Consider the following 20,439-nt stretch of genomic DNA (forward strand, 5'->3'; position numbering starts at 1 on the left):
ATTGTCGCCCATGCTCAAGGCACCTCACCGCGGCTGCGGGCATTGGCGTACGCCGTCGCCGCGCGCAGCCGCTCCGCCGAGGTCGCCTGCCGCACGGCGCCGGGATCGGCGTCCCACTCCCTGCCGCCGCCGTACGGTCTCAGCTGGACGTAGGGCCCCTCGTACCCCATGACGATGCCGATCCGCTCGGTCCGGGTGTCCACGACGTACGCGCCGACGGGCGGCTTCACCGCACCACCGCCGTCGCCGCGGTCCGCCGCGCGGTCCCGAGGGGGCGCCGCCCCGGTACGACGGGCGGGCAGGGCGTCTCCCACGCAAGACTCGCCGGGGCCGGCCCCGGTGACGGCAGGGTGATTCCGGCCTTCGCGAGTTCCGCCCGCAATTCTTTCACCACTTCCTCCGCTTCTCCGACGCAGAGCGCCGAGTGCTGTGCCTTCACCTTGATCCCCTTCCTTTTCGGCTTTCACTCTTCGCGCCTCAAGGGGGTCGTCACGCACTTACACTCGGAAGGATTTCGCGCCTGGCAAATGCGGGGCGACACAAAGGGGTTGAGCAATGGCCAACGGTTCGCGTCGGGAGGTTATGCCGAACGGTTCGAACAGGTTATCCGGAAACCCCGGACGGACACCGCGCAGAGGGCTGACGAGGCACTTCGCGCACGCGGACGCCGTTCCCCGCGGGCTGCCGCGAGCGAGATGAGGCGGCTCACGGAGTTCGCGGGAACGGTCGGGGCCGGGCCGCCCGTACCGTCGACGAATTCTTCCGGACGGGGTGTCGCATCCCGCCTGTCGTGCGTCCGCGCGGCCTTTCCGCGGGCCATTCCGTCCTGTCGGTCCGAACCCGCTCCGCGCGGTGGTGCTCGTCGTCCGGTTCTTGGCGAACGGGACGCGTACTGCCGCTAGTACTCCAGCTGTAGATCGTGATCTTGCTGGTCGGGAGCCGGTGTGGAGACCGGGTGCGGCCACCGTTGATCATCGTGAGTTGTGTGGACTTACGAAGAGACGGTGGCCGCAGGTCACAGCGTAGATCCCGGCCGTTGGCGGGAGGCGTTCGAGGGGGCCATGGGCCGCATCGCGGGCCGGTTTGCTCGGGTCGAGCCCCGGCTGCGGGCCGGGCGGTTGGTTCTGGGGCTGCTGTCGGACCTGCCGCGCAAGAACTGCTGGACGATCGCGGAGTGGGCCGGGGAGAAGACTCCGCACGGCATGCAGCACCTGCTGTGCCGGGCGTCCTGGGACGCCGATGCGGTGCGTAACGATGTGCGCGAGTATGTCGTCGAGCATCTCCACGACGAGGCGGCGGTACTGGTCGTGGACGAGACTGGCGACGTGAAGAAGGGCACCCGGACCGTCGGGGTCCAGCGTCAGTACACCGGCACCGCCGGCCGGGTCGAAAACTCCCAGGTCGCCGTGTATCTCGTCCATGCAGGCGAGCGCGGGCACGCGGCGGTGGACCGGGAGTTGTACGTCCCTCGCTCGTGGACCTCGGACCCGGATCGCTACCGGGCGGCGGGGCTGGGCGAGGGTACCGACTTCGCGACCAAGCCGGAGCTGGCCCGCACGATGATCGAGCGGTTTCTGGACGCCGGGCACCGCATTGGCTGGGTGACCGGCGACGAGGTCTACGGCGGCAACCCGAAACTGCGGGCGGCCCTGGAGAAACGTGGTCTGGGCTATGTCCTCGCGGTGGCCTGCTCGGCTGATGTGACCACCGGCGCAGGAAAGTTCCGCGCCGACGCGCTGGCCAGGAAACTCCCGCAGCGGGCCTGGCAGAAACTGTCCGCCGGACGCGGCGCGAAGGGGCACCGCTACTACGACTGGGCCGTCATCGACCTCACCGACCCGGCACCAGGCCACCGTCAGCTGTTGATCCGACGCAACCGAACCACCGGCGAACTCGCCTACTACCGCTGCCATTCCACCGTGCGGGTCCCGTTGCGCACCCTGGTCAGGACTGCCGGATCCAGGTGGCGGGTGGAGGAGACCTTCCAGACCGAGAAGGGCCTGGCCGGACTCGATGAACACCAGGTCCGCCGCTACCCGTCCTGGAGCCGCTGGGTCACCCTCGCCATGCTCGCTCATGCCTTCCTCGCCGTCGTCCGTGCAGACGGACGCAGGCGTTGCACCGGATCGGACGACCTGGCCCCGCTGACCTGCAACGAGATCCAGCACCTGTTCCTCGCCGTCACCGTCCGGCCGCTGACCGACCTCTCCCACCGGCTCGGCTGGTCCGACTGGAGACGCCGCCACCAGGCCCTAGCCCAGGCCAGCCATTACCGGCGGCAAGCTGCAATTCAGGCATGAATGATCTCTCGCTGCGAAGGTTGAGCGTTCTCACCGAAGACTGGGATCAGGTCCGGCGGCGTCGGTAGTACGCATACGTGAGGACCAGAAGCAGTGGACCCCACAGGTTCATCAGCCCGCTCATCGCCATCGCGAGGACATCCCAGCCCTCGTCGTACGGCCAGGCCGCCGTGCCGGCGGTAACGGCTTCGTACAGCCAGTGGATGCAGAGCGCGGTGAAGAAGAGGCCGCCCAAGGTTGCGGGGATGATCGCGGCGGCCGGCGGGATGCGTCGCCCGCCCAGCCTCGGCACCCAGTGAGGAACGACCTCGCCCCAGCGGCGGACCAATCCGAAGCTGAGCAGCGCGAGGATTTCGGTGAGGATCGTCAGCCCGATGACGTAAGGGGCGTTGTACCAGGCAGGGGGCATGGGCTCTCCGCCCATGCCGTACCCGAAGCCAATCGGTAATCGCCAGATGCCGACGGGCAGTACGACCAGAGGGATGGCGTGCGCGACGCGCTCTGCCCAGGCGGGCACGCTGTGCTGTGCGGGGTCCGTCGCTTCGGAGTCCGGGTGGGAGTGCTGCGTCGTCGTCATGCATCCACCCTGCCGTGAGGCACGGCGACGCGGATCAACTCGGAGGCTGGCCTTGTCCCGCCCCGCGTCCGCCCCGCGGTGGAGCAAGGTCAGCCTCCGAGATGATGAGGGTGAAGTTTCGCGGCTTGGGTCGCGACGAACCTGCACACCAGCCAGCCCACTTCGTGGGCGTCGAAGAGTCGATCGCTCAAAACTTGAAGGCTCTGCCCAACCTTCGATGGAGTGCTCAAACTTCGCTGCGGCAGGTCAATGAAGATCACGATCTACGGCTGGAGTACTAGGACACGGCGGCCGGCGGCCTGGGGGCGGTGGCCAGGCGCAGGCCGACTTCGACCAGGGTCCAGCCGAGGCGGGCGCGGAGGAGCCGAGGGCGCCGAGGGGTCCGGGCGGCCGCGGCGAGGCGGTGCGCGTCGGCCTCCGCGCGGAGGCCGACGGCACGGGAGTGGTGCAGGGCGAGGTGGATCTCCGGGTGCATCGGGCGGCCTCTCAGTCCGTGCGGACGGGGATGACGTGGGTGTGGACGCGCACCTGCTCGACGTCCGGGGTGCCGTCGTCGAGGGCCCGTGCGCGGTAGCCCTCCACGAGGGCGTGCATCCGGTGGACGAGTTCCTCGGCGAGCTCGGGGGTGAGGCGCAGCGTCCAGTCGCTCATGTCCGAGGCGCGGCGCCACTCCTCGGACCAGTCGTCGCCGGTGCCGAGCCAGGTCGCGAGCTCCTGGGTGTGCTGGTTCGCGACCTCGTGCAGGAACAGGTCGGCGGCGCCGCGCACGACGGGGTCGCGGTCCCTGAGCAGGGCGTCGTCGAAGCGCACGCCCTGGTGGACCGCCTTCCACCACCGCTCCCTCCCCTTGCCGCGCTCCGGCGCGTCCTCCACGAACCCGTGGGCGGCGAGCTGGCGCAGGTGGTAGCTGGTGGCCCCGCTGGACTCCCCCAGTTTCGCGGCCAGTTGGGAGGCGGTGGCCGGACCGCCGCGTCGCAGCGCGTTCAGCAGCTGCATGCGCAGGGGATGCGCGAGGCCGCGCAGCGAGCGGGCGTCGAGGCTGCGGACCTGCGGGTCCCGGGGCTCCTGGGGCTCGTCCATGGGCACAAAGATAACCTTGCAAAGGAAGCGTTGCAACGCTTCCTTTGCAACGAGTTCTCCGCATCGGGCGTCGCCCGGCGGGGGTCGATCCGGCTCCGCGCGAGGACGTATGTTTGGGAACCGCTCGAAGATCGGTGGGGGGGCATCGCGGCCCGCTTGTGATCCTGCTCCGGCACAGGACCGTCCCGTCAGCCCGACAGGGCGTCGCAGGCAAGGAGTCGAACGTGGACGCACAGGACGCGCACGACGCGCAGGGCACGGCCGGGAGACTGCGGGCGATCAGCGACGAGTTGTCGGATCGTTTCTACGAGCGTGCCGACGTGGTGCGGACGCTGGTGGTGACGCTGCTGGCCGGGCAGCACTCGCTGGTGCTCGGCCCGCCCGGAACGGCGAAGTCCGAGATGGCCCGGGAGCTCACGGGCCGGATCGAGGGGGCGGCCTACTGGGAGATCCTGCTGTCGAAGTTCACCGCGCCGACGCGGATGTTCGGCCCCGTCGACGTCGCCGCGCTGGCCCGGGGCGAGTACCGCCAGGTCTACGAGGGCCGCGCCACGACCGCGCACGTCGCGTTCATCGACGAGATCTTCAAGTGCTCCACGGCGGCGCTGAACGAGACGCTCGGCTACCTCAACGAGCGGATCTACCATCCCGAGAACGGCGGCGAACCGATCCGCTGCCCCCTGATCGGGGCCATCACGGCGAGCAACGAACTGCCCGGCGGGGAGGACTCGGCCGCGATCTACGACCGGCTGCTGGTGCGGATCGAGGTCGGGTACCTGGAGGACCCCTCGAACTTCGCCGCGCTGGTCCGCTCCGCCGTCCACCGCCCGGTCGCCCCGGCCCGGACGACCGTCGGGCTGGCCGCGCTGCAGCACGCCGTGACCGAAGCCGTCCCGGCCGTGGACGTCCCCGACGCGATCGTGGACGCGGTGTGCACCCTGCGGGCCGCCCTGCGCCGCAAGGAACTCGTCGCCTCCGACCGCCGCTGGCGGCAGGCGGTGGGGCTGCTCCAGGCGTCCGCGTACCTCGACGGCCGTCCGGCGGTCGCCGAGAAGGACCTGTCGGTCCTGACCCACGTGCTGTGGGACTCCCCCGCCCAGCGCCCGACCGTCGAGCGCGAGGTGCTGCAGCTGGTCAACCCCGACGCCAGGGAGGCGCTCGACCTGGCCGACGTCATCGAGGAACTGGAGGCCCAGCTCGACGCCATGGCCGGGCAGTCCCGCGAGGCGCTGAGCGAGTGGGTCATCAAGAAGGCCCACCACCGGCTCGCCACGGCGGGGAAGCGACTGGAGCGGCTGCGCGAGGAGGCGGTGGGCGCCGGCCGTTCCACCACCGCCATCGACCGGGTCACCAACCGCCAGCGCGCCGTCCGCGCCCGCGTCCTCACCGAGGCCCTCGGCGTGGACGCGAGCATGGTGAAGGCCCAGCTCTGAGCACCGGGCACGGGGGCACCGGGAGCATGGGGACCACGGGCGGAACACCGCACCGGCCCGACGGGTCGGCGGGCCGGGCCGGGACTTGGCCGAGCCCGTCCGCCGCCGTTCCCGGACGGCACACCGCGGCCGTGGCCGCGGACCCGTTCGACCGGATCGCGTGGCGCGACACCTACGAGCAGGCGGCCGGGCTGCGCGAGCTGGCCGAGGAGCTCGGCCGGCACCACGCCCGCGCCTCCGACCTCCTGGCCGACGTGTTCCTGGCCGCCTACACGGCCGACCCTCGGTTGCGCGGGCGCGCGGAGATGGACCCCTCCCGGCTGGTCGACCACCTGGTCGTCACCTCGCTGGTGGAGTCACCGGACTTCGCCGAGCTGCGCCGGGAGACGGTCGGCGACCCCTACGCCGCCGCCATGGCCGTGCTCGCCCAGGCCACCGCGCTGCGCGGGCTGCTCGAACGCTCCCGGGACGCCCGGGAGCGGGCCGAACGGGCGGAGCGGGCCCGGCAGGACGCCGAGGACGCGGCGGCCGCCGTGGACGGGGCGCTCCGGCAGGCCGCCGGCGGGGCGGAGCGGTCCGATGGGGACGGCACCGTGCCGGCCCGGGCCGCCGACGCCGTCCGGGAGGCGGGCGAGGCCGCCGAAGCCGCCGCGGTCGCCGCGCGACGGGCCGCCCAGGAGGCCGCGCAGGCCCTCGCGGCTGCGGTTCCCGGTGTCCGGACCGCCGCGCGGAACGCGGTGGCGAAGGCCGCCCGGACCGTGCGGGAGGAGGCCGCGCTGATGCGGGCGTGGGGCGTCGGCCCCGGAGAGCTGGAGCGGATGCCGTTCGAGCAGCGCGCCCGGCTCGCCGAGCGGCTGCGCACCGGCCGTCTCGCCCGGTGGGCCGAGCTGATCGGCCGGTTCCGGCAGATGGCCGACGGCGAGCGCGCCCGCAAGGTGGAGAACGCCACCGGGGAGCTGGTCGGCGTCACGCTCGGCGACGACCTGTCCCGCGTGATCCCCTCCGAGCTGGCGGGCCTCGGCCTGCCCGAGCTGCGCGCGGTGTTCGCCGCGCGCTACGCCGCCGGGGAGCTGATGCTCTACGACAGCCGGGGAGAGCGGGCCACCGGCAAGGGCGCCGTCATCGCGTGCGTGGACACCTCGCACTCCATGTACGCGGAGGGGCCCGGCGGGATCACCCGGGAGGCGTGGTCCAAGGCCTGTGCCCTGGCACTGCTGGACCAGGCCCGCCACGCCGGGCGCGACTTCGTCGGCATCCTGTTCTCCGCCGCCGGCAGGCTGCGGGTCTTCCGCTTCCCGGCCGGCGAGGACGCCGGCGTCGACCGGGTCGTCGACTTCGCGGAGACCTTCCTCGGCGGCGGCACCAGCTTCCAGACGCCGCTGTCGGCGGCCGGTGAGCTGCTGGCGGAGGAGTTCGACGACGCCGGCCGCATGCGCGGCGACATCGTGCTGATCACCGACGAGGAGTGCGGCGTCACCGAGGAGTGGATGCGCGGCTGGAACGACGCCAAGCACCGGCTGGGCTTCCGGGTCTTCGGCGTGGCCGTCGGCGTCCCGCGCGCCGACGGGGCCGGCTCGGCCCTGGAGGCCCTGTGCGACAACCTCCGCTCCGTCGCGGACCTCACCGACGTCCACGCCGCCGCCGACCTCTTCCGCGTGATCTGACGGCGCCGGCCCGGCCGCTTCGCGCACCGCCCCGTTCCCCGGGGCGTCCGAGGACGCGCGGTTCGTCGCGGACGCCGGCCCGCGGCGCGGCGTCGGGGCACGTGCCGGCGGAACCTTCCGGGCCGCTCGTCCGACCGGACGACGAACTGCCGATGACGCCGTTGGCGTGACGTTTCGCCCCGGCCGCAACCGGGGCGGGCGCGGCCGGCCTCCTGTCCCGCAGAACCGACACCCCTGGGTGAGGAGACCGACATGACCGCCACCGCTTTCGAGTACGGCCCGCACCACGCCGCCTGCGACCGCGACTACCTGCTGGCCCCTCCGAACCCGGCCCACCGTCTCGACGTCACCATCGCCCCGCGCGACCGCCGGCGGCTGGAACTCCAGGCCGCCCTCACCGCGGCCGGCATCCCGCCGCGCCCCGAGGACCGCGAGGCCATCGACAGCCTCAGCGCCCTGTCCGCCGGCATCAACACCACCATCCAGCGCTGGCTGCACCACACGCTCTGACGGGCGCGGGCCCTCCCCCGCGTGTCACCGGCTCCCCGGTGCCACCAGCCCCGACTCGTACGCCACGATCACCAGCTGGGCCCGGTCCCGTGCCCCCAGCTTGCCCATGATCCGGCTGACGTGGGTCTTCGCCGTGAGCGGGCTCAGCCCCAACGACTCGGCGATCTCGGTGTTGTTGAGCCCGCGCGCGACCAGCGTGAGCACCTCCCGCTCGCGGTCCGACAGGCACTCGGGGCCGGCGGTCGCCGGCGGGGACGGGCTGCGCAGGAACCGCTCGACCAGCCGTGCCGTGGGGCCCGGCGAGAGCAGGGCCTCGCCGGCCGCGACCGTGCGGACGCCGTCCAGGAGTTCGGCGGGCCTGGTGTCCTTGACCAGGAAGCCGGAGGCGCCGGCGCGCAGCGCGTCCACGATGTTCTCGTCGGTGTCGTAGGTGGTGAGGACGAGGACCTTCACCCCGGCGAGGTCGTCGTCGGCCGCGATGCGGCGGGTGGCCTCGATGCCGTCGAGGTCGGGCATGCGGATGTCCATGACGACGAGGTCGGCGCGCTCGCTGCGGGCCAGCTCCACCGCCTGGCGGCCGGTGGCCGCCTGGCCGACGACCTCCATGTCGGGCGCCGACTCGACGAGCATCGCGAACGCCTCGCGCACGAGGGTCTGGTCGTCGGCGAGCAGCACTCGGATGGTCATCCGCTTCCCTCCGCGGTCGTGACGGAACCGGTCGGGGTCGAAGGAGGGGTCGAAGGTGTCAGCGGCAGGGTCGCCCGCACGTGGAAACCGCCCCCCGCGCGCGCCCCGGCGTCGAGTGTGCCACCCACGCTGCGCGCCCGTTCCCGCATGCCGACCAGCCCGAACCCGGGGGTGCCGCCGGGCACGGGACCGGTGCCGTCGTCGGTGACGGACAGGTGCAGGGCGCCGTCCTCCTCGCGCAGGTCGATGCGGACGGACGGTTCGGGGCCGGCGTGGCGGACGGCGTTGGTCAGCGCCTCCTGCAGGATGCGGTAGGCGGCGGCGCCGACGGCGGGCGGGACCGCGCCGAACCGGACGGTCCGCTCGACGCGGGCGCCCGCGAGGCGCGCGGCCTCCACCAGGTCGGGTACGCCGTCGAGGCCGGGCAGCGGGCCGCGGGCGTCCCCGGAGCCGTGGTCCCGGAGCACCTCCAGCGTCGTACGGAGTTCGCCGCGCGCCGTCCGGCACGTCTCGGCGATGTCGTCGAGGGCCTTGGCGACGGTCTCCCGGTCGAGCCGCTCGGGGTCGGCGGCCAGGACGTGCGCGGCGACGGAGGTCTGCACGCCGATGAGCGTGATGCTGTGGGCGAGCAGGTCGTGCAGGTCGCGGGCGATGCGCAGGCGTTCCTCGGCGACCCGGCGGCGGGCCTCCTCCTCGCGGGTGCGTTCGGCGCGCACGGCGCGTTCGACGATCGCGGCGACGTACTGGCGGTAGAAGCGGACGTCGACGCCCAGGAAGAGCACGGCGATGACCCAGCCGGTGATGCGCAGCAGTTCCACGAACCCGTCGGGGTTGGTGAGCGCGTTCAGGGTCAGGGTCACGCCGATGACGCCGGAGCCGACGAGCAGCGTGCGGCGCGGCGTGCCGGTCGCCGCGACGGTGTACAGGGCCACCATGGAACCGGCGACGGGTGCGGCGTGGTTGTGGTCGAGCGCGTGGTAGGGCGCGATGCAGGCCAGGGCGAGCAGCAGCACGGTCAGCGGCCGGCGGCGTCGCCACGCCAGCGGCACGTGGCCGGCGAGCAGCAGCGCCCAGCCGGGCGCGTCGGGTCTGCCGCCGTGGTCGACGAGCAGCGCGACCGCGACGGCGGTGACGGCGAGGAAGGCCGCCAGCAGCGCGTCGTTGCGGACGGCGTGCGGGGCGGTCAGGGGGTCGCGGTTGACCGCCGCCATGACCCGCTCGCCGATGCCGGGCCGTCCGGGCGTCGCGGTCGGTGGCGGGCGGTCCGCCGTCGTCGTTGCCTGCACGGGGTTCATCCTCCTGGAGGAGGGCGTCCCTCCGGGAGGGAGGGACGCCCCTTCGTCGTCACACCGGTGCTACACCGGCTCCGGCTGCCGCTCCCGCCGTACCGGTTCGGGGGCCCGGGAGAGCCGGCCCGGCCACCACACCCGGCGCCGCAGGGCGACGCTCGCGCTGGTGACGAGGTAGGTGCGGACGAGGAAGGTGTCCAGCAGGACGCCGACCGCGATGACGAAGCCCAGTTCGACGAGCTGCACCATCGGCATGTTGGTGAGCACCGCGAAGGTGGCCGCGAGGACGAGCCCGGCGGAGGCGACGACCCCGCCGGTGGTGCGCAGCGCGGTGAGCGCGGCCTCGGCGGGTTCGGTGCCCTTCAGGGACTCCTCGCGCATGCGGTGCATGAGGAAGATGCCGTAGTCGACGCCCAGCGCCACCAGGAAGACGAAGGACAGCAGCCCCAGACCCGGGTCCGTGCCCTCGAAGCCGAGGAGCGGCCCGAAGACGAGCCCGCCGATGCCGAGGGCGGCGCCCCACACGGCGACGACGGCGGCGACCAGGAGCAGCGGCGCGACCAGGGACCGCAGCAGGGCGACGAGGACGAGCAGCACGGACAGCAGCACGATCGGCACGACGATCGTCGTGTCGCGGGCGTTGGTGTCCTTCAGGTCGATCTGCTCGGCGCTGGGGCCGCCGACGTAGGAGCCGTCGAGGTTCTCGCGCAGGGCCTCGATGGTGGCGGTCTCCCCGGCCGACTGGGGCGGGGCGGCGGCGATGACCGTGATCTCGGTCCAGCCCCCGCCGCTGCGGCCCCGCTCGGCGCTCTCCACGCCCCGGGTGTCGCGTGCGGCGGCGAGGGCGGCGTCGGCGCGGTCGGTGGGGGCGATGACGCTGATGGGCTGGGTGCCGCGTTCCGGGTAGGCGGCGGCGAGGGTCTCCATCGCGGCGACCGCCTCGGGCCTGGAGGTGAAGGAGTCCTCCTGCTTGAGGGCTCCGGGCAGGTTCAGCGCGCCCAGGGCGAGCGCGCCGAGCAGGACGGCACCGCCCGCGAGGACGGCGAGGGGCCGGCGCCCGGCGGAGCCGCCCATGGCGGTGAACAGGGAGCGGCGGGCCCTGGGGGTGCTGCCGTAGCGGGGGACGAGCGGCCAGAAGACGCGGCGGCCGAGCAGGACGAGGATCGCCGGCAGCAGGGTCAGCATGGCGGCCAGCGCGCACAGCACGCCGACGGTGCCGAGCGGGCCCATGCCCCGGCTGGAGTTGAGGTCGGCGGCGAGCAGGCACAGCAGTCCGGCGGCGACGGTGCCGGAGGAGGCGAGCACGGCGGGGCCGCAGCCGCGCAGCGCGGCGGCCATGGCGTCGTACGGCCGCTCGACGCGACGCAGTTCCTCGCGGTAGCGGGAGACGAGCAGCAGCGCGTAGTCGGTGCCCGCGCCGAAGACGAGGATCGTCATGATGCCGGAGGACTGGCCGGACACCGGGGTGCCGAACCACTGGTTGAGGCCGTAGGCGACGCCCATCGACAGGTAGTCGGCCAGCCCCGCGACGGCGAGCGGGACGAGCCACAGGAACGGGCTGCGGTAGATCAGGATCAGCAGCAGGGCGACGACGGCGGCGGTGGTGTAGAGCAGCGGTCCGTCGAGGGAGTCGTAGACCTCGGCGGCGTCGGTGGCGAGCGCGCCCGCCCCGCCGACCTCGACGCTCAGCCCGTCGCCGCCCCGGGCGACGTCCCGCACGGCGTTCACGAGCGCGTCGCGGGCCTCCTCGTCCTGGCCGGGCTCGGTGCTGGCCACCGGGTACATCAGGGTGGTGCCGTCCTCGGACGGCACGGCGGCCGGCCGGCCGGTGAGCGTGTGGGCGCCGGCGATCTCGGCGATCTGGTCGGCGGCGGTGGCCCTGTCGGCGGCGGTCAGGCCGCCGTCGCGGTGGTAGACGACGACCATCTCGGTGGCCTCGCCGCCGGGCAGCCGGTCCTGGATCTTCGCGACCTGGGTGGAGTCGGCGCTCGCCGGCAGGTAGTCGACGGCCCGGTCGCGTTGTACGTCCGACAGCTTCGAGGCGAACGGCGAGGCGAGCGCCAGTACGGCGACCCACAGCCCGAGCACCAGCCAGGGCACGGCTCGCCGTCGCCCCGGACTCCTTGTCCCTGCGGCCCCCATGAGACGGGTCTCCCTCCGGTCGGATGTCTGGGTCGGTCTCCAGACTCCCGGCGCCGAGGGGGCGGCACGTCGGGCGTGAGGGCGAGTTGCGGGGTACTGCGCGGGGCGGTGCGGGGGGCTGGGTTGCTCCCGGGGGAGTAAGCGGGATCGCTCCGGGGAACGACCCCGCCCGCTCCGCTCAGCCCCTGTCGACCATCCAGGTGCCGTCCTCCTCGTCGTCGACCCGCACCTCCAGTTCGCGCAGGCTCATGCCGGCCTCCCAGAGTTCCCTGAAGCGCTTCATCCGGTCCTGGACGTGGTCCGGGCGGGCGATGAGCCGGGTCCTGATGTTGACGTCGCGCAGGTCCTGGTCGATCTCGAAGGACACCGCCTCGTCGTAGACGATGAAGTCGTTGGTGGTGCCGCGCAGCAGGTGCGGCGGCAGTTCCGGCAGGACCGCCACGCGCACCTCGATGTGCAGCACCTCCTGCTCCTCGCACAGCCGCAGCAGCCGGTCGTCCAGTTCCCGCGCGCTCTCCAGCAGGAACAGCCGCCGTACCGGCACCCCGTGCTCGACGATCGCCTCGTGCTGGGCGTGGAGGTAGCGGCTGGCGGGCTCGCTGTTCCAGAACCCCCGGTCGACGGAGGTGCTGGTGGCGCAGATGGACTCCTCCGCGGCGCGGGTGAGGGTGAGCATCCAGTCGTGGTTCTCTCCGGGGCACTCCGCGGTCAGGGTGGTGAGGTCCGTCATGTACCCGATCACCCGCTGCATCTCCAGGCGGACGAAGGTGGACAGGATCGGGGGGCCGGGCGCCAGGACCTCGGCGAAGTTGGTGGCCAGGTCGGGCACCGCGTCGATGCGGACCCGGTCCAGCACCGGGCGGGGTTCGGCGGGCCGGGCCGTCTCGGCGAGGCGGTTCTCGACGAACCGCTTCACGTCCTCGGCGTGCCGGGCCAGGTCGCTCCGCAGGTCGTCGTGGCGCCGCAGCCCGTCCCGTACGGTGGCGGCGGTCTCGGCCAGCAGGCGCTCCGTCCGCCGGGTCCGTTCCTCCGCCGTCCGGTCCGGTGCGAGGAGGTGCTGGACGGCCACCGCGGCGGCGGCGCAGAGTCCGGCGGCGGCGAGCTGCCGCGCCGGTCCGTCCTCCGGGCTCAGCAGCGCGGCGGCGCCCCAGGCGAGGAGGCCGAGGACGAGGCCGACCAGCAGTCGGCGCGGCCACGGGGCCGGGGCGGCGTCCCGGTCCGGCCCCGTGGCCGCGAGGGCTGCCGGCGGCCGGTCCGGGGCGGGTGCCGTGCGGGACGGGTCCTGCGGACCGGGGATCGTCCGGTCGCCCGCGCGGTCGGGCGGGCCCGCCGTGTCTTCGGGCTGGGGTGACTGTGCCGTGCTCATCTCGCTTCTCCCCCCGTTGGGATGCGCGTCGGTTCGGGGTGCGGGGATGTGCGTGGGGTCGGGCCGGGTCCGCTCGGGGCCGGTGGGCCGCTGGGGAGTGTCGGGTCAGGGAACCGGCTCCACCTCCCGGTACGGCGAGGGGATCGCGTGCAGGGTGAGCTGGTCGCGGATGCGCTGCACCAGCGTCTGCCACTGCCGGGTGAATCCGGGCCGTTCCTCCAGCGCGTCCCACAGCGGGGCGAGTTCCTTCGCCACCCGGGCCCGTGGCATCCACAGGTGCAGCAGGTGGTCGACGGCGGGCCGCAGCGCCCTGACGACGGGGGGAAGACCGTCCCCCGTCGGCGGCCGCGGCCGGGCCGGCGGCGGCGCGGATCCCAGGCGGATGCCGTCCAGGATGCGGACCACGGTGGTGAGCAGCCAGTCGTGCAGGGCGAGGTCGTCGCAGAGTCCGGCGATCTCGGCGCTGCGGACGCCCTCGGGGACCCGCAGCCGCAGGGTGCGCAGTTCGTCCTCGGCGAGGGTGAACCGCTCGATCGACGGGCCGTCGCCGGGGTCCGCGGGCAGGGCCACCCAACGGAGCCGGGTGGGGCGGGACTTGAGGGGCGGCCGCTGGTCGAGCAGGGGGTGGCGCAGCAGTCGTGTGAGCAGGCCGTCGGCGATCAGGCCGACGTCGAGTTCGCCGTGCCGTCCACCGCCGAGCAGTCCTTGGGCGACCGCCTCGCGGGGCAGTCTCCCGAGCGGCTCGACCACGCCGGGCCGCACCAGGTAGTGGCCCCAGGGCCGTCGGTGGTCGGGGCCGGCGGCGGGGACGCGGAAGTACGCGGAGCTCTGCAGGACGCGCCCTTCGGTGAGCGAGGCCCGTGCGGCGACCGTGCCGACCGCGCGGACCCGGGAGCCGTTGGCGCTGGGCAGGGGGCAGTCGACGCCGGTGAGGGTGTCGGGGGAACGCCCGTAGAGGTTGGGGCGTTCGGAGAGCAGGACCCGCTCGTCGGCGCGCAGTCCGAGGAGTTGGGCGGCGGCCCGGCTGTCGAGCGCCTGCCGGGCGGGCAGCAGGCAGGTGCGGACCTCGCCGCAGGCGAGCACGGCGCGCGGTGCGCTCTCCCCCGGCCGCACGTCACGCCCCCGCGTAGAAGACGTAGGAGATGCGCTCGGCCACCGAGTCGGGGACGGCCACGGCCTCGTGGGCGGACCGTTCGGCGACCTGGTGCAGCGCCTCGGGGTCCACCTCGGTCTGGTCGAGGATCACCCGGACGGCGTGCTCGACGGGTAAGAACCGGTTGGGCACCACCGAGCAGGTCCGGTAGGCGGCGAACGGGTCCGCCCGCGGGTTGAGCCGGATCAGCGGGGGCAGTTCGTCCCAGTCCTCCGGGAAGCCGGAGGCGGTGTGCGGCTGGGGCACGAGGACGGCCTCGCCCTGGTTGCGCAGCAGCCCGAGCCGGACGAGCTGCCACACCGCCGCGAGGAAGGGGCAGGACCAGGTGCGGTGCCCGTCGGGGGTGTCGCTCCAGAGTTCGACGTCCAGGAAGACCGAGTGGCGGCGGGCCGCGGTCTCCCTGGGCGGCTGCCAGGCGGTGGCCTTCCGCATCGCCTGCGGGGTGCGCGCGACGGGGCTGCGCCGGCCGTTGGCCAGCCAGCCGGCCTGGGCGGCCGGCGGGCGCAGGCCGTAGCTGCCGGGCGGCGGTTCCTCGACGAGGCGGCCGGCCACCGCCTCGGCGACCGGCACCTTGCCGGCGTCCGCGCAGGCGGACTCGCGGGCCAGGTAGTCGACGGTCACCCCGGCCCGCTCGGCCTCCGCCAGCAGCAGCGGGACGAGTTCGGCGGGGCTGGAGAACCGGGTGAAGTAGTCGTCGATCAGGAAGCAGGTGCTGATCCGGGGGCGTTTGCCGCCGGCCTGGACGGCCGCTGCGGCGCGTGCCGCCTCCGCCCAGGGGCGCACCCGGTCGAAGTGGCGCCGCAGGTGCCCGGGGCCCTCCTCGAAGTCCTCCATGTAGAAGTGGCCCAGCTCCAGGGAGAGGTGGGACAGCGGCACCGCCTGGGTCCGTGGTTCGGCGGTGGTCTCGCGGAACACCGCGTCCGTCATGGCCGCCCCCAGTGGGATTCGTCGGTCAGGCGCCGGGCGATCTCCTCCAGCGCCTCCAGGGTCTCCTTGTTGGCGATCTGGGTGGCGAGCACGTCCTCCTCGGTGATCAGCTGCTCGCGCCACTGCAGGATGGGTTCCAGCGGCACGATGCCGAGGACGACGCTGTCGCCGATGCGGTGCTCTGCGGCGAGCCGGCGCAGGGTCTCGTCGCAGGACTGCATCCAGGCGGCCTGGGCGGGCGATCCCTGGGCCCACAGCGGCGACTCGGGATCGGGCACGGCGGCCCGGACGAAGCGGATGCTGCCCTGCAGCGTCTCCTCGTCGTGCCCGCGGTCGACACCGCTCCTGAGGATGCCGTTCTCCTTGTGGACGAGTCCGGAGGCGGCGATCACGTGCTGCCGGGTCCAGCGGTGGAAGACGAGCCAGCGGAAGGGGACGTAGCGCATCCGGGGGTGGGCCGTCGCCGCCAGGACCATGTCCACGGCGTAGCTGCGGCCGGCGCTCAGGTCCACCACGATGAGGTCGAACTCGCCGTTGAGCCGCAGCAGGAGGTCGACGCACCGCTCCAGGGCGTCCTCACCGGTGGCGAACTCGCCGCCGCCGGCGTCGCCGGGGAAGAGGACCAGGCGGCCGGACTGGTTGGGTCGGGCGCGCAGCAGGGGGTGCTCGGTCTGCCGCCAGACGTCGATCCTGGCCGGTTCGGTGACGTCGCCCTCGAGGTAGGAGTGCAGGCCCCGCTCCTCGGTGCCGCGCATCGCGCCGGGCACGTCGAAGACGGCGGCGGCGGTCGGCGAGCCGAAGTCGAAGTCGACGTACGCCACGTGATCGCCGGTGAGGGCCCGCTGGTAGGCCAGGTTGGCGCTGGTCACCGAGCGGCCCGTGCCTCCCTTGTCGGAGGCGGCGAAGACGAGCACGGCTCACACCTCCTGGGTGGCGGCGCCCCGGGCCTGGGCCAGGGTGTCGAGCTCCCGGAGCACGGGCAGGGCCAGGGCGAAGGCGGTGGCGGGCCGGTCGTCGACCAGGCTGCGGGCGTGCTCCAGGCGGCTTTCTATGCTCCGCATGGCGCGTCCCCGGCTTCCGTCGGCGGTGACGGAGGCCTCCATCTGTTCCTTGCCGAACAGGTGGGTGGCCTCGCTGAGCAGTTCCCGGGCCAGCTGGGCGAGTTCGGGACTGCGGATCGGTTGCTGCTCGTACAGGTTGCGGGCGGCGACCAGGCACTCGGTGACGCGTTCGGTGATGCTCCAGGACAGGCGCTGGTCGAGGTCGCGCGCGTCCGGGTAGACGGCGCGCGCGTTGTCCCAGAGGCCGGTGCCCGCGCCCTCCTCGATCCGCCGTTCCCACAGGTGCTCGAACGTCTGCTCGGCGAGGCGCAGCAGGCGGTCCTGCGCCTCGATGTTCCGGGAGAGTTCGGCGAGCTGGATGCTCCGCTTGAGCAGCTGGGCCGAGAAGTCGGTCATCCGCCACTGCAGGAGCGTTCCGGAGCGCTCGGAACCGGCGAGCGGCATGAGGACGCCCGGGTCGTGCAGTCGGACGGCGGGGTCGTTCCGCGTCATCCGGCTGGTGATCCGACCGCGGTCGGCGAGGCGTTCCATGACGGCGACGGTGCGGGTGAGGTCGTCGTCGGTGGCCTTCCGGCGGACCAGGTCGTGGACGAGGATGGCCGCGACGGTCAGGGAGAAGTACTCCGACTCCAGCCGCAGGCCGGTGGTCTGCCAGGGGAGGTCCTCCAGGGGCCAGCGCTCGCCGCCGAAGCGGGCGACGGCCGACCAGTACTGCTGGCTGAGTTCCCAGCGCAGGCGTAACGCCTCGGCGAGTTTCTGCTGGTCGGCGTCCAGCAGGCCCAGGGTGAGGGTGCGGTCGGAGAAGAGGTCCTGGATGCCGTCCAGGGCGACCACGGTGAAGTACACGTACGGCAGCCGGTCGGCGATGCCGTCGGGCTGGCCGGGGATCCGGCCGTCCAGGTCGGTGATCTTCGGGGCGTCCTTCACCACGCCCCAGGCCCAGCCGCACTCGAAGAGCTGGCTCTCGTCCCGGATGCTCTCCTCGACCTCGATGCCGCGGCTGAGGCTCTCGATGATCGTGGCGCGCAGCGGGCGGAACCGGCGGGAGAACTGCTGGAGCACCGCCCGGTCGGACTGTCTGTTCTGCCCGATGACCTGGATCAGCCGCCGGCCCTGTTCGGACTCGGCGTCGAAGACGTTGACGGTGAAGGAGCGCAGCAGGCTGATCATCGCGGAGGTCAGGCGCGTGTTGGTGGCCTCCCTCAGCTCACCGATCGCCTTGCGCACTTCGGGGCGGGTGGTGCTGCCCTCGTAGACCTTGAGGAACCCGAGGGTGGCGAGGCAGAGCGTGACGGACATGGAGTAGGAGTCGACCACCCCCAACTTGCCCTGCTCGTAGGTGAGTTCCTCGCTGGGGTCGGCCGGTTTGAAGTACGGCCCGCCGGCGAAGGTGGGGCTGTCGTCCGGCCCCGTGTAGGTGCGCATGAACTGGGTCAGCGCGGTGATCAGGTTGGGAGGGATCTCCAGCCGGCTGCCGACCCGCTCCAGCGCACGCAGCACGTCCCGCTCGGTGGTGTCCGGCTGGTCGAGGCGGAACGCGGGCACCTCGGTGGCGGGGTACAGCAGACAGAGCAGCCGCTCGGCGTCCGCGACGCTGCTCAGCCCGTCGGTGTCCCCCCAGACGAGTTTCCCGTCGTCGAACATCTGGCGGGCCGCGGCCCGCCAGACGTCCAGCAGGTGCTGGCGTGGCTTGATCTGCATCCCCGTACCCCTCGTACAGATCCGGTTGCCCTGTGTTCAGACATGGTCCCCGTTCCTACGGAGCGGCAATCGCCGCGTTCCGCCGCCCCAGCGCGAGGATCATCCCCTCGTGTCCCGGCCGCACCATGTGGTGCAGGTCGTGGATCTCCAGCTCGGCGGCGAACTCCTCCAGGTTGCCGCGGACCCCGTCCTCGTTCACCCGGTAGGCCGGATACCGGTGGTCGCCGACCTGGTAGCCGACCGACTCCTTCATGAAGGCGGCGGCGAACGGGGCCCCCTCGTTCAGCGCGTCCATGAAGCACCGCACGCCCCGCCGGAACTCCTCGGGGCACTCGGACATGGAGTCGGCGACGAAGAACATCGTCCCGATGTCCCAGCGCCGCTGCCCGTCGAGGTCGAGCAGGTTGGCCCGCTCCACGCGGACGATCTCGCCGAACCGGCCCCTCGGTTCGACGTCGCGGTAGGCGGGGGCCTCGCGCAGCACCTCCCAGAAGGCGTCCCAGGCCGCGTCGTAGCCCTCGGGGGACGCCTGCCGCTCCAGGTACTCGACGTTCGGGCGCGCGTACTCGAGCAGCAGGATCTTCTCGCACCAGGGGAGCATGGACAGGGCGGGATAGAGGTTCGCGCCGGCGCCGACGTCGACGCCGCGCACCGAGTCCGGGACGCCCCGGGCGAAGCAGCGGCTGAAGTGGTCGCGCATCAACCGCACGATCAGCAGGTCGACCTCGAGCGGGGTCCGGTAGTTGAGGTCGACGTACACCTCTGGATCGAACTTCGACCACGGTGCGTCGGCGTTGCGATCCATCATCACCCTGCCGTATTCCATCGAGCGTCGGACAAGACCGTGTGCCCTGTCTGCGCGCCTTCGTGGACGCGGCAGGTGAAGCGGCATCTCCGGTGCTCGCACCGTAGGCCGATACGACACGCGGAGACAGCCAGGAACACGCCAGTCCTCATGGAGCGGGCGCACACCAGGCGCACGTCAGCATATCCCCGCATACGCTAACTCGCCCTTGCACACGGCAAGTTGGGCGCTCACTCTGGCCAGGAGCAGTCACCGGCCACCACCGGCGGAGCCTCACTCTCCCGGGGGAACGGGCCGGTGCCTGCCGCGTTGACGTCCGCACGTCCCGACTGGGGGTGGCATGACCGCCGAACCGCTGGAGCGCGCCCTGGACCGCCACGAGCACCTCACGGGGACGGCGCCGTTCCCGGGCCCACGGCACCTGGTCCTACGGACGGCACGGGAGTCCGACCTGCCCGAACTGCGGCGGCTCGACGTGGAGGTCTTCCGGGAGGTCGCCTATCCGGCGTTCCTGCTGCGCCAGCTCTACGACATGTACGCCGAGCACTTCCTGGTCCTCGACGACGGCGAGGGCTCCCTGCGCGGCTACGTCCTGGCCGCCACCACGGCGCTCAGCCGCGACAGCTGGATCCTCGGCCTGTGCGTGACCGAGGACCGCCGCCGGCACGGGCTGGGCCGGGAGCTGATGGTGGAGGTCCTGACCCGGCTGCGCCGCAGCGGGATCGAACAGGTCCGGCTGACCGTGGAACCCGCCAACCGCGCCGCGATCCTGCTCTACCACTCCCTGGGCTTCCGCCCCGAGCAGCCGGACGCGGGCCTGCGCCGGGACTACTTCGGCCCCGGCGAGGACCGCCGGATCATGCACCTGGAGCTCTCCCGGCTGCCCTGAACCGCCGCTCCGCCCGCCGCCGGGGCGTCAGGACGGGGTGCGCGCCGCCGCCAGCAGGCGGGTCACGTCGTCCGAGCAGATGGTGAGGGCCGCGCCCACGGTGGCCAGGGCGTCGCGCTCGGCGGGGGTGTAGGGGCCGTCGGCGAGGGCGATGCGGGCGCCCTGGAGGAGGATCGACTCACGGCCGGGGGCGGCGAGGTGCGGGGCCAGCGGGTCCAGCGCCTCGTGCAGCTCGATGGCGAGGCCGGCCGCGCAGGGTCCCCCGGTGAACCGGCCGGTGTCCGCCTCCAGCGCCTCGACGAGCGCGGCCAGCTGTTCCTCCGTGCAGTCGTCGAAGCCGGCCGCGCGCACGGCGGCCGCGGCCGTCTCCAGCGACGCGCGCGAGCAGGTGCCGCCGGCGGCCAGCACCGCGAGGGCGACGGTGTGCACGGCGTCGCGGAGCATCGCGGAGAAGCGGGTGGTGGTGGGGTGGTCCAGGACGTCGGTGCCGAAGTGGTGGCGGCAGGCCGCGCACTCGACGACCGGGCCGGTCGCTCCGCGCGGCAGCACGGGCACGCCGAGGAGGGCGAAGCGGCGCTGTCCGCTCAGCCGTTGGTAGTTGCGGTCGCCGCCGCAGCCGGGGCAGAAGAACTCGCCGTCGCCGACGGGCGTCCAGGTGGTCCGGGTGCCCATCAGGCGCGACAGTCTGGCGGCAGCGGCACGGCCGTTGGGTCCCCGTCCTGGCAGCACGTCGCACCTCCGTAACGCCGCAGCGCCATCGCCACGCACGCGTGATGTTAGCCACATTCGTGAGGCGGAGTCAGTACCCGGGACGAGACCTTTCCGTGACCTCCACAGCATTTGGCCGGTATGCGA

The 20,439-nt window shown here is 73.1% G+C and carries 19 protein-coding genes; 5 read left to right on the plus strand and 14 right to left on the minus strand.

Annotation, left to right across the window (positions count from 1 at the left end):
* Positions 1 to 14: 14 nt before the first annotated feature.
* The gene (locus FHS37_RS03630; protein ID WP_184817527.1) at positions 15 to 230 is read right to left on the minus strand and encodes a hypothetical protein; all 216 of its coding nucleotides are present in this window, start codon (positions 228 to 230) and stop codon (positions 15 to 17) included.
* Positions 231 to 1,061: 831 nt separating this feature from the next.
* Between FHS37_RS03630 and FHS37_RS03635 the strand changes: the two genes are divergently transcribed.
* Complete coding sequence (locus FHS37_RS03635; protein WP_184817528.1) at positions 1,062 to 2,300, plus strand: IS701 family transposase; 1,239 nt, start codon at positions 1,062 to 1,064, stop codon at positions 2,298 to 2,300.
* A 46-nt stretch (positions 2,301 to 2,346) separates the two neighbouring features.
* Here FHS37_RS03635 and FHS37_RS03640 read toward each other — a convergent pair whose 3' ends face one another.
* The 3 genes from FHS37_RS03640 to FHS37_RS03650 form a co-directional block, all read right to left on the minus strand.
* The gene (locus FHS37_RS03640; protein WP_184817529.1) at positions 2,347 to 2,877 is read right to left on the minus strand and encodes a hypothetical protein; all 531 of its coding nucleotides are present in this window, start codon (positions 2,875 to 2,877) and stop codon (positions 2,347 to 2,349) included.
* A 277-nt stretch (positions 2,878 to 3,154) separates the two neighbouring features.
* Positions 3,155 to 3,352: a hypothetical protein gene (locus FHS37_RS03645; protein WP_184817530.1), complete on the minus strand. Its 198-nt coding sequence runs from the start codon at positions 3,350 to 3,352 to the stop codon at positions 3,155 to 3,157.
* 11 nt (positions 3,353 to 3,363) lie between these two features.
* Entirely contained in the window at positions 3,364 to 3,957 is a 594-nt protein-coding gene (locus tag FHS37_RS03650; RefSeq protein ID WP_184817531.1) for an ArsR/SmtB family transcription factor, read from the minus strand.
* Between the two features lie 224 nt (positions 3,958 to 4,181).
* On the opposite strand from FHS37_RS03650, the gene FHS37_RS03655 reads away from it, so the two are divergent.
* The 3 genes from FHS37_RS03655 to FHS37_RS03665 all read left to right on the plus strand — a co-directional run bounded on the left by FHS37_RS03655 (position 4,182) and on the right by FHS37_RS03665 (position 7,564).
* The gene (locus FHS37_RS03655; RefSeq protein WP_184817532.1) at positions 4,182 to 5,390 is read left to right on the plus strand and encodes an AAA family ATPase; all 1,209 of its coding nucleotides are present in this window, start codon (positions 4,182 to 4,184) and stop codon (positions 5,388 to 5,390) included.
* Positions 5,391 to 5,416: 26 nt separating this feature from the next.
* On the plus strand, positions 5,417 to 7,054 hold the full coding sequence (locus FHS37_RS03660; protein WP_184817533.1) for a vWA domain-containing protein: 1,638 nt from the start codon (positions 5,417 to 5,419) through the stop codon (positions 7,052 to 7,054).
* A 252-nt stretch (positions 7,055 to 7,306) separates the two neighbouring features.
* Positions 7,307 to 7,564: a hypothetical protein gene (locus FHS37_RS03665; protein ID WP_184817534.1), complete on the plus strand. Its 258-nt coding sequence runs from the start codon at positions 7,307 to 7,309 to the stop codon at positions 7,562 to 7,564.
* A gap of 24 nt (positions 7,565 to 7,588) precedes the next feature.
* Here the strand turns inward: FHS37_RS03665 and FHS37_RS03670 are convergent, their stop codons facing one another.
* The 9 genes from FHS37_RS03670 to FHS37_RS03710 all read right to left on the minus strand — a co-directional run bounded on the left by FHS37_RS03670 (position 7,589) and on the right by FHS37_RS03710 (position 18,698).
* Positions 7,589 to 8,251, minus strand: a complete 663-nt coding sequence (locus FHS37_RS03670; protein WP_184817535.1) for a response regulator — start codon at positions 8,249 to 8,251, stop codon at positions 7,589 to 7,591.
* Complete coding sequence (locus FHS37_RS03675) at positions 8,248 to 9,546, minus strand: sensor histidine kinase (protein WP_184817536.1); 1,299 nt, start codon at positions 9,544 to 9,546, stop codon at positions 8,248 to 8,250. The genes FHS37_RS03670 and FHS37_RS03675 overlap by 4 nt, the downstream gene beginning before the upstream one ends.
* A 60-nt stretch (positions 9,547 to 9,606) precedes the next feature.
* Positions 9,607 to 11,682 (minus strand): MMPL family transporter, encoded by a 2,076-nt coding sequence (locus tag FHS37_RS03680; RefSeq protein WP_184817537.1) that lies wholly within the window; start codon positions 11,680 to 11,682, stop codon positions 9,607 to 9,609.
* A 178-nt stretch (positions 11,683 to 11,860) separates the two neighbouring features.
* Positions 11,861 to 13,048: a hypothetical protein gene (locus FHS37_RS03685; protein ID WP_184817538.1), complete on the minus strand. Its 1,188-nt coding sequence runs from the start codon at positions 13,046 to 13,048 to the stop codon at positions 11,861 to 11,863.
* Positions 13,049 to 13,153: 105 nt separating this feature from the next.
* Positions 13,154 to 14,161, minus strand: a complete 1,008-nt coding sequence (locus FHS37_RS03690) for an SCO2521 family protein (RefSeq protein ID WP_184817539.1) — start codon at positions 14,159 to 14,161, stop codon at positions 13,154 to 13,156.
* Position 14,162: 1 nt separating this feature from the next.
* Positions 14,163 to 15,128 (minus strand): SCO2522 family protein, encoded by a 966-nt coding sequence (locus tag FHS37_RS03695; protein WP_184817540.1) that lies wholly within the window; start codon positions 15,126 to 15,128, stop codon positions 14,163 to 14,165.
* Positions 15,125 to 16,042, minus strand: coding sequence for an SCO2523 family variant P-loop protein (locus tag FHS37_RS03700; protein WP_184817541.1), 918 nt, complete (start codon positions 16,040 to 16,042; stop codon positions 15,125 to 15,127). Before FHS37_RS03700 ends, FHS37_RS03695 begins: the two co-directional genes overlap by 4 nt.
* Positions 16,043 to 16,045: 3 nt before the next feature.
* Entirely contained in the window at positions 16,046 to 17,890 is a 1,845-nt protein-coding gene (locus tag FHS37_RS03705; RefSeq protein ID WP_184817542.1) for an SCO2524 family protein, read from the minus strand.
* Positions 17,891 to 17,945: 55 nt separating this feature from the next.
* Positions 17,946 to 18,698, minus strand: coding sequence for an SCO2525 family SAM-dependent methyltransferase (locus FHS37_RS03710; protein ID WP_184817543.1), 753 nt, complete (start codon positions 18,696 to 18,698; stop codon positions 17,946 to 17,948).
* A gap of 337 nt (positions 18,699 to 19,035) precedes the next feature.
* Here FHS37_RS03710 and FHS37_RS03715 point away from each other — a divergent pair, with 337 nt between their 5' ends.
* Complete coding sequence (locus FHS37_RS03715) at positions 19,036 to 19,584, plus strand: GNAT family N-acetyltransferase (protein WP_184817544.1); 549 nt, start codon at positions 19,036 to 19,038, stop codon at positions 19,582 to 19,584.
* Positions 19,585 to 19,611: 27 nt separating this feature from the next.
* Here the strand turns inward: FHS37_RS03715 and FHS37_RS03720 are convergent, their stop codons facing one another.
* Positions 19,612 to 20,313 carry a TerB family tellurite resistance protein gene (locus tag FHS37_RS03720; RefSeq protein ID WP_184817545.1) on the minus strand — a complete coding sequence of 234 codons (702 nt, stop codon included), beginning with the start codon at positions 20,311 to 20,313 and terminating at the stop codon, positions 19,612 to 19,614.
* Positions 20,314 to 20,439 lie beyond the last annotated feature (126 nt).

Source organism: Streptomyces griseomycini (assembly GCF_014203535.1).
GTDB classification, from domain to species: Bacteria; Actinomycetota; Actinomycetes; order Streptomycetales; family Streptomycetaceae; genus Streptomyces; species Streptomyces griseomycini.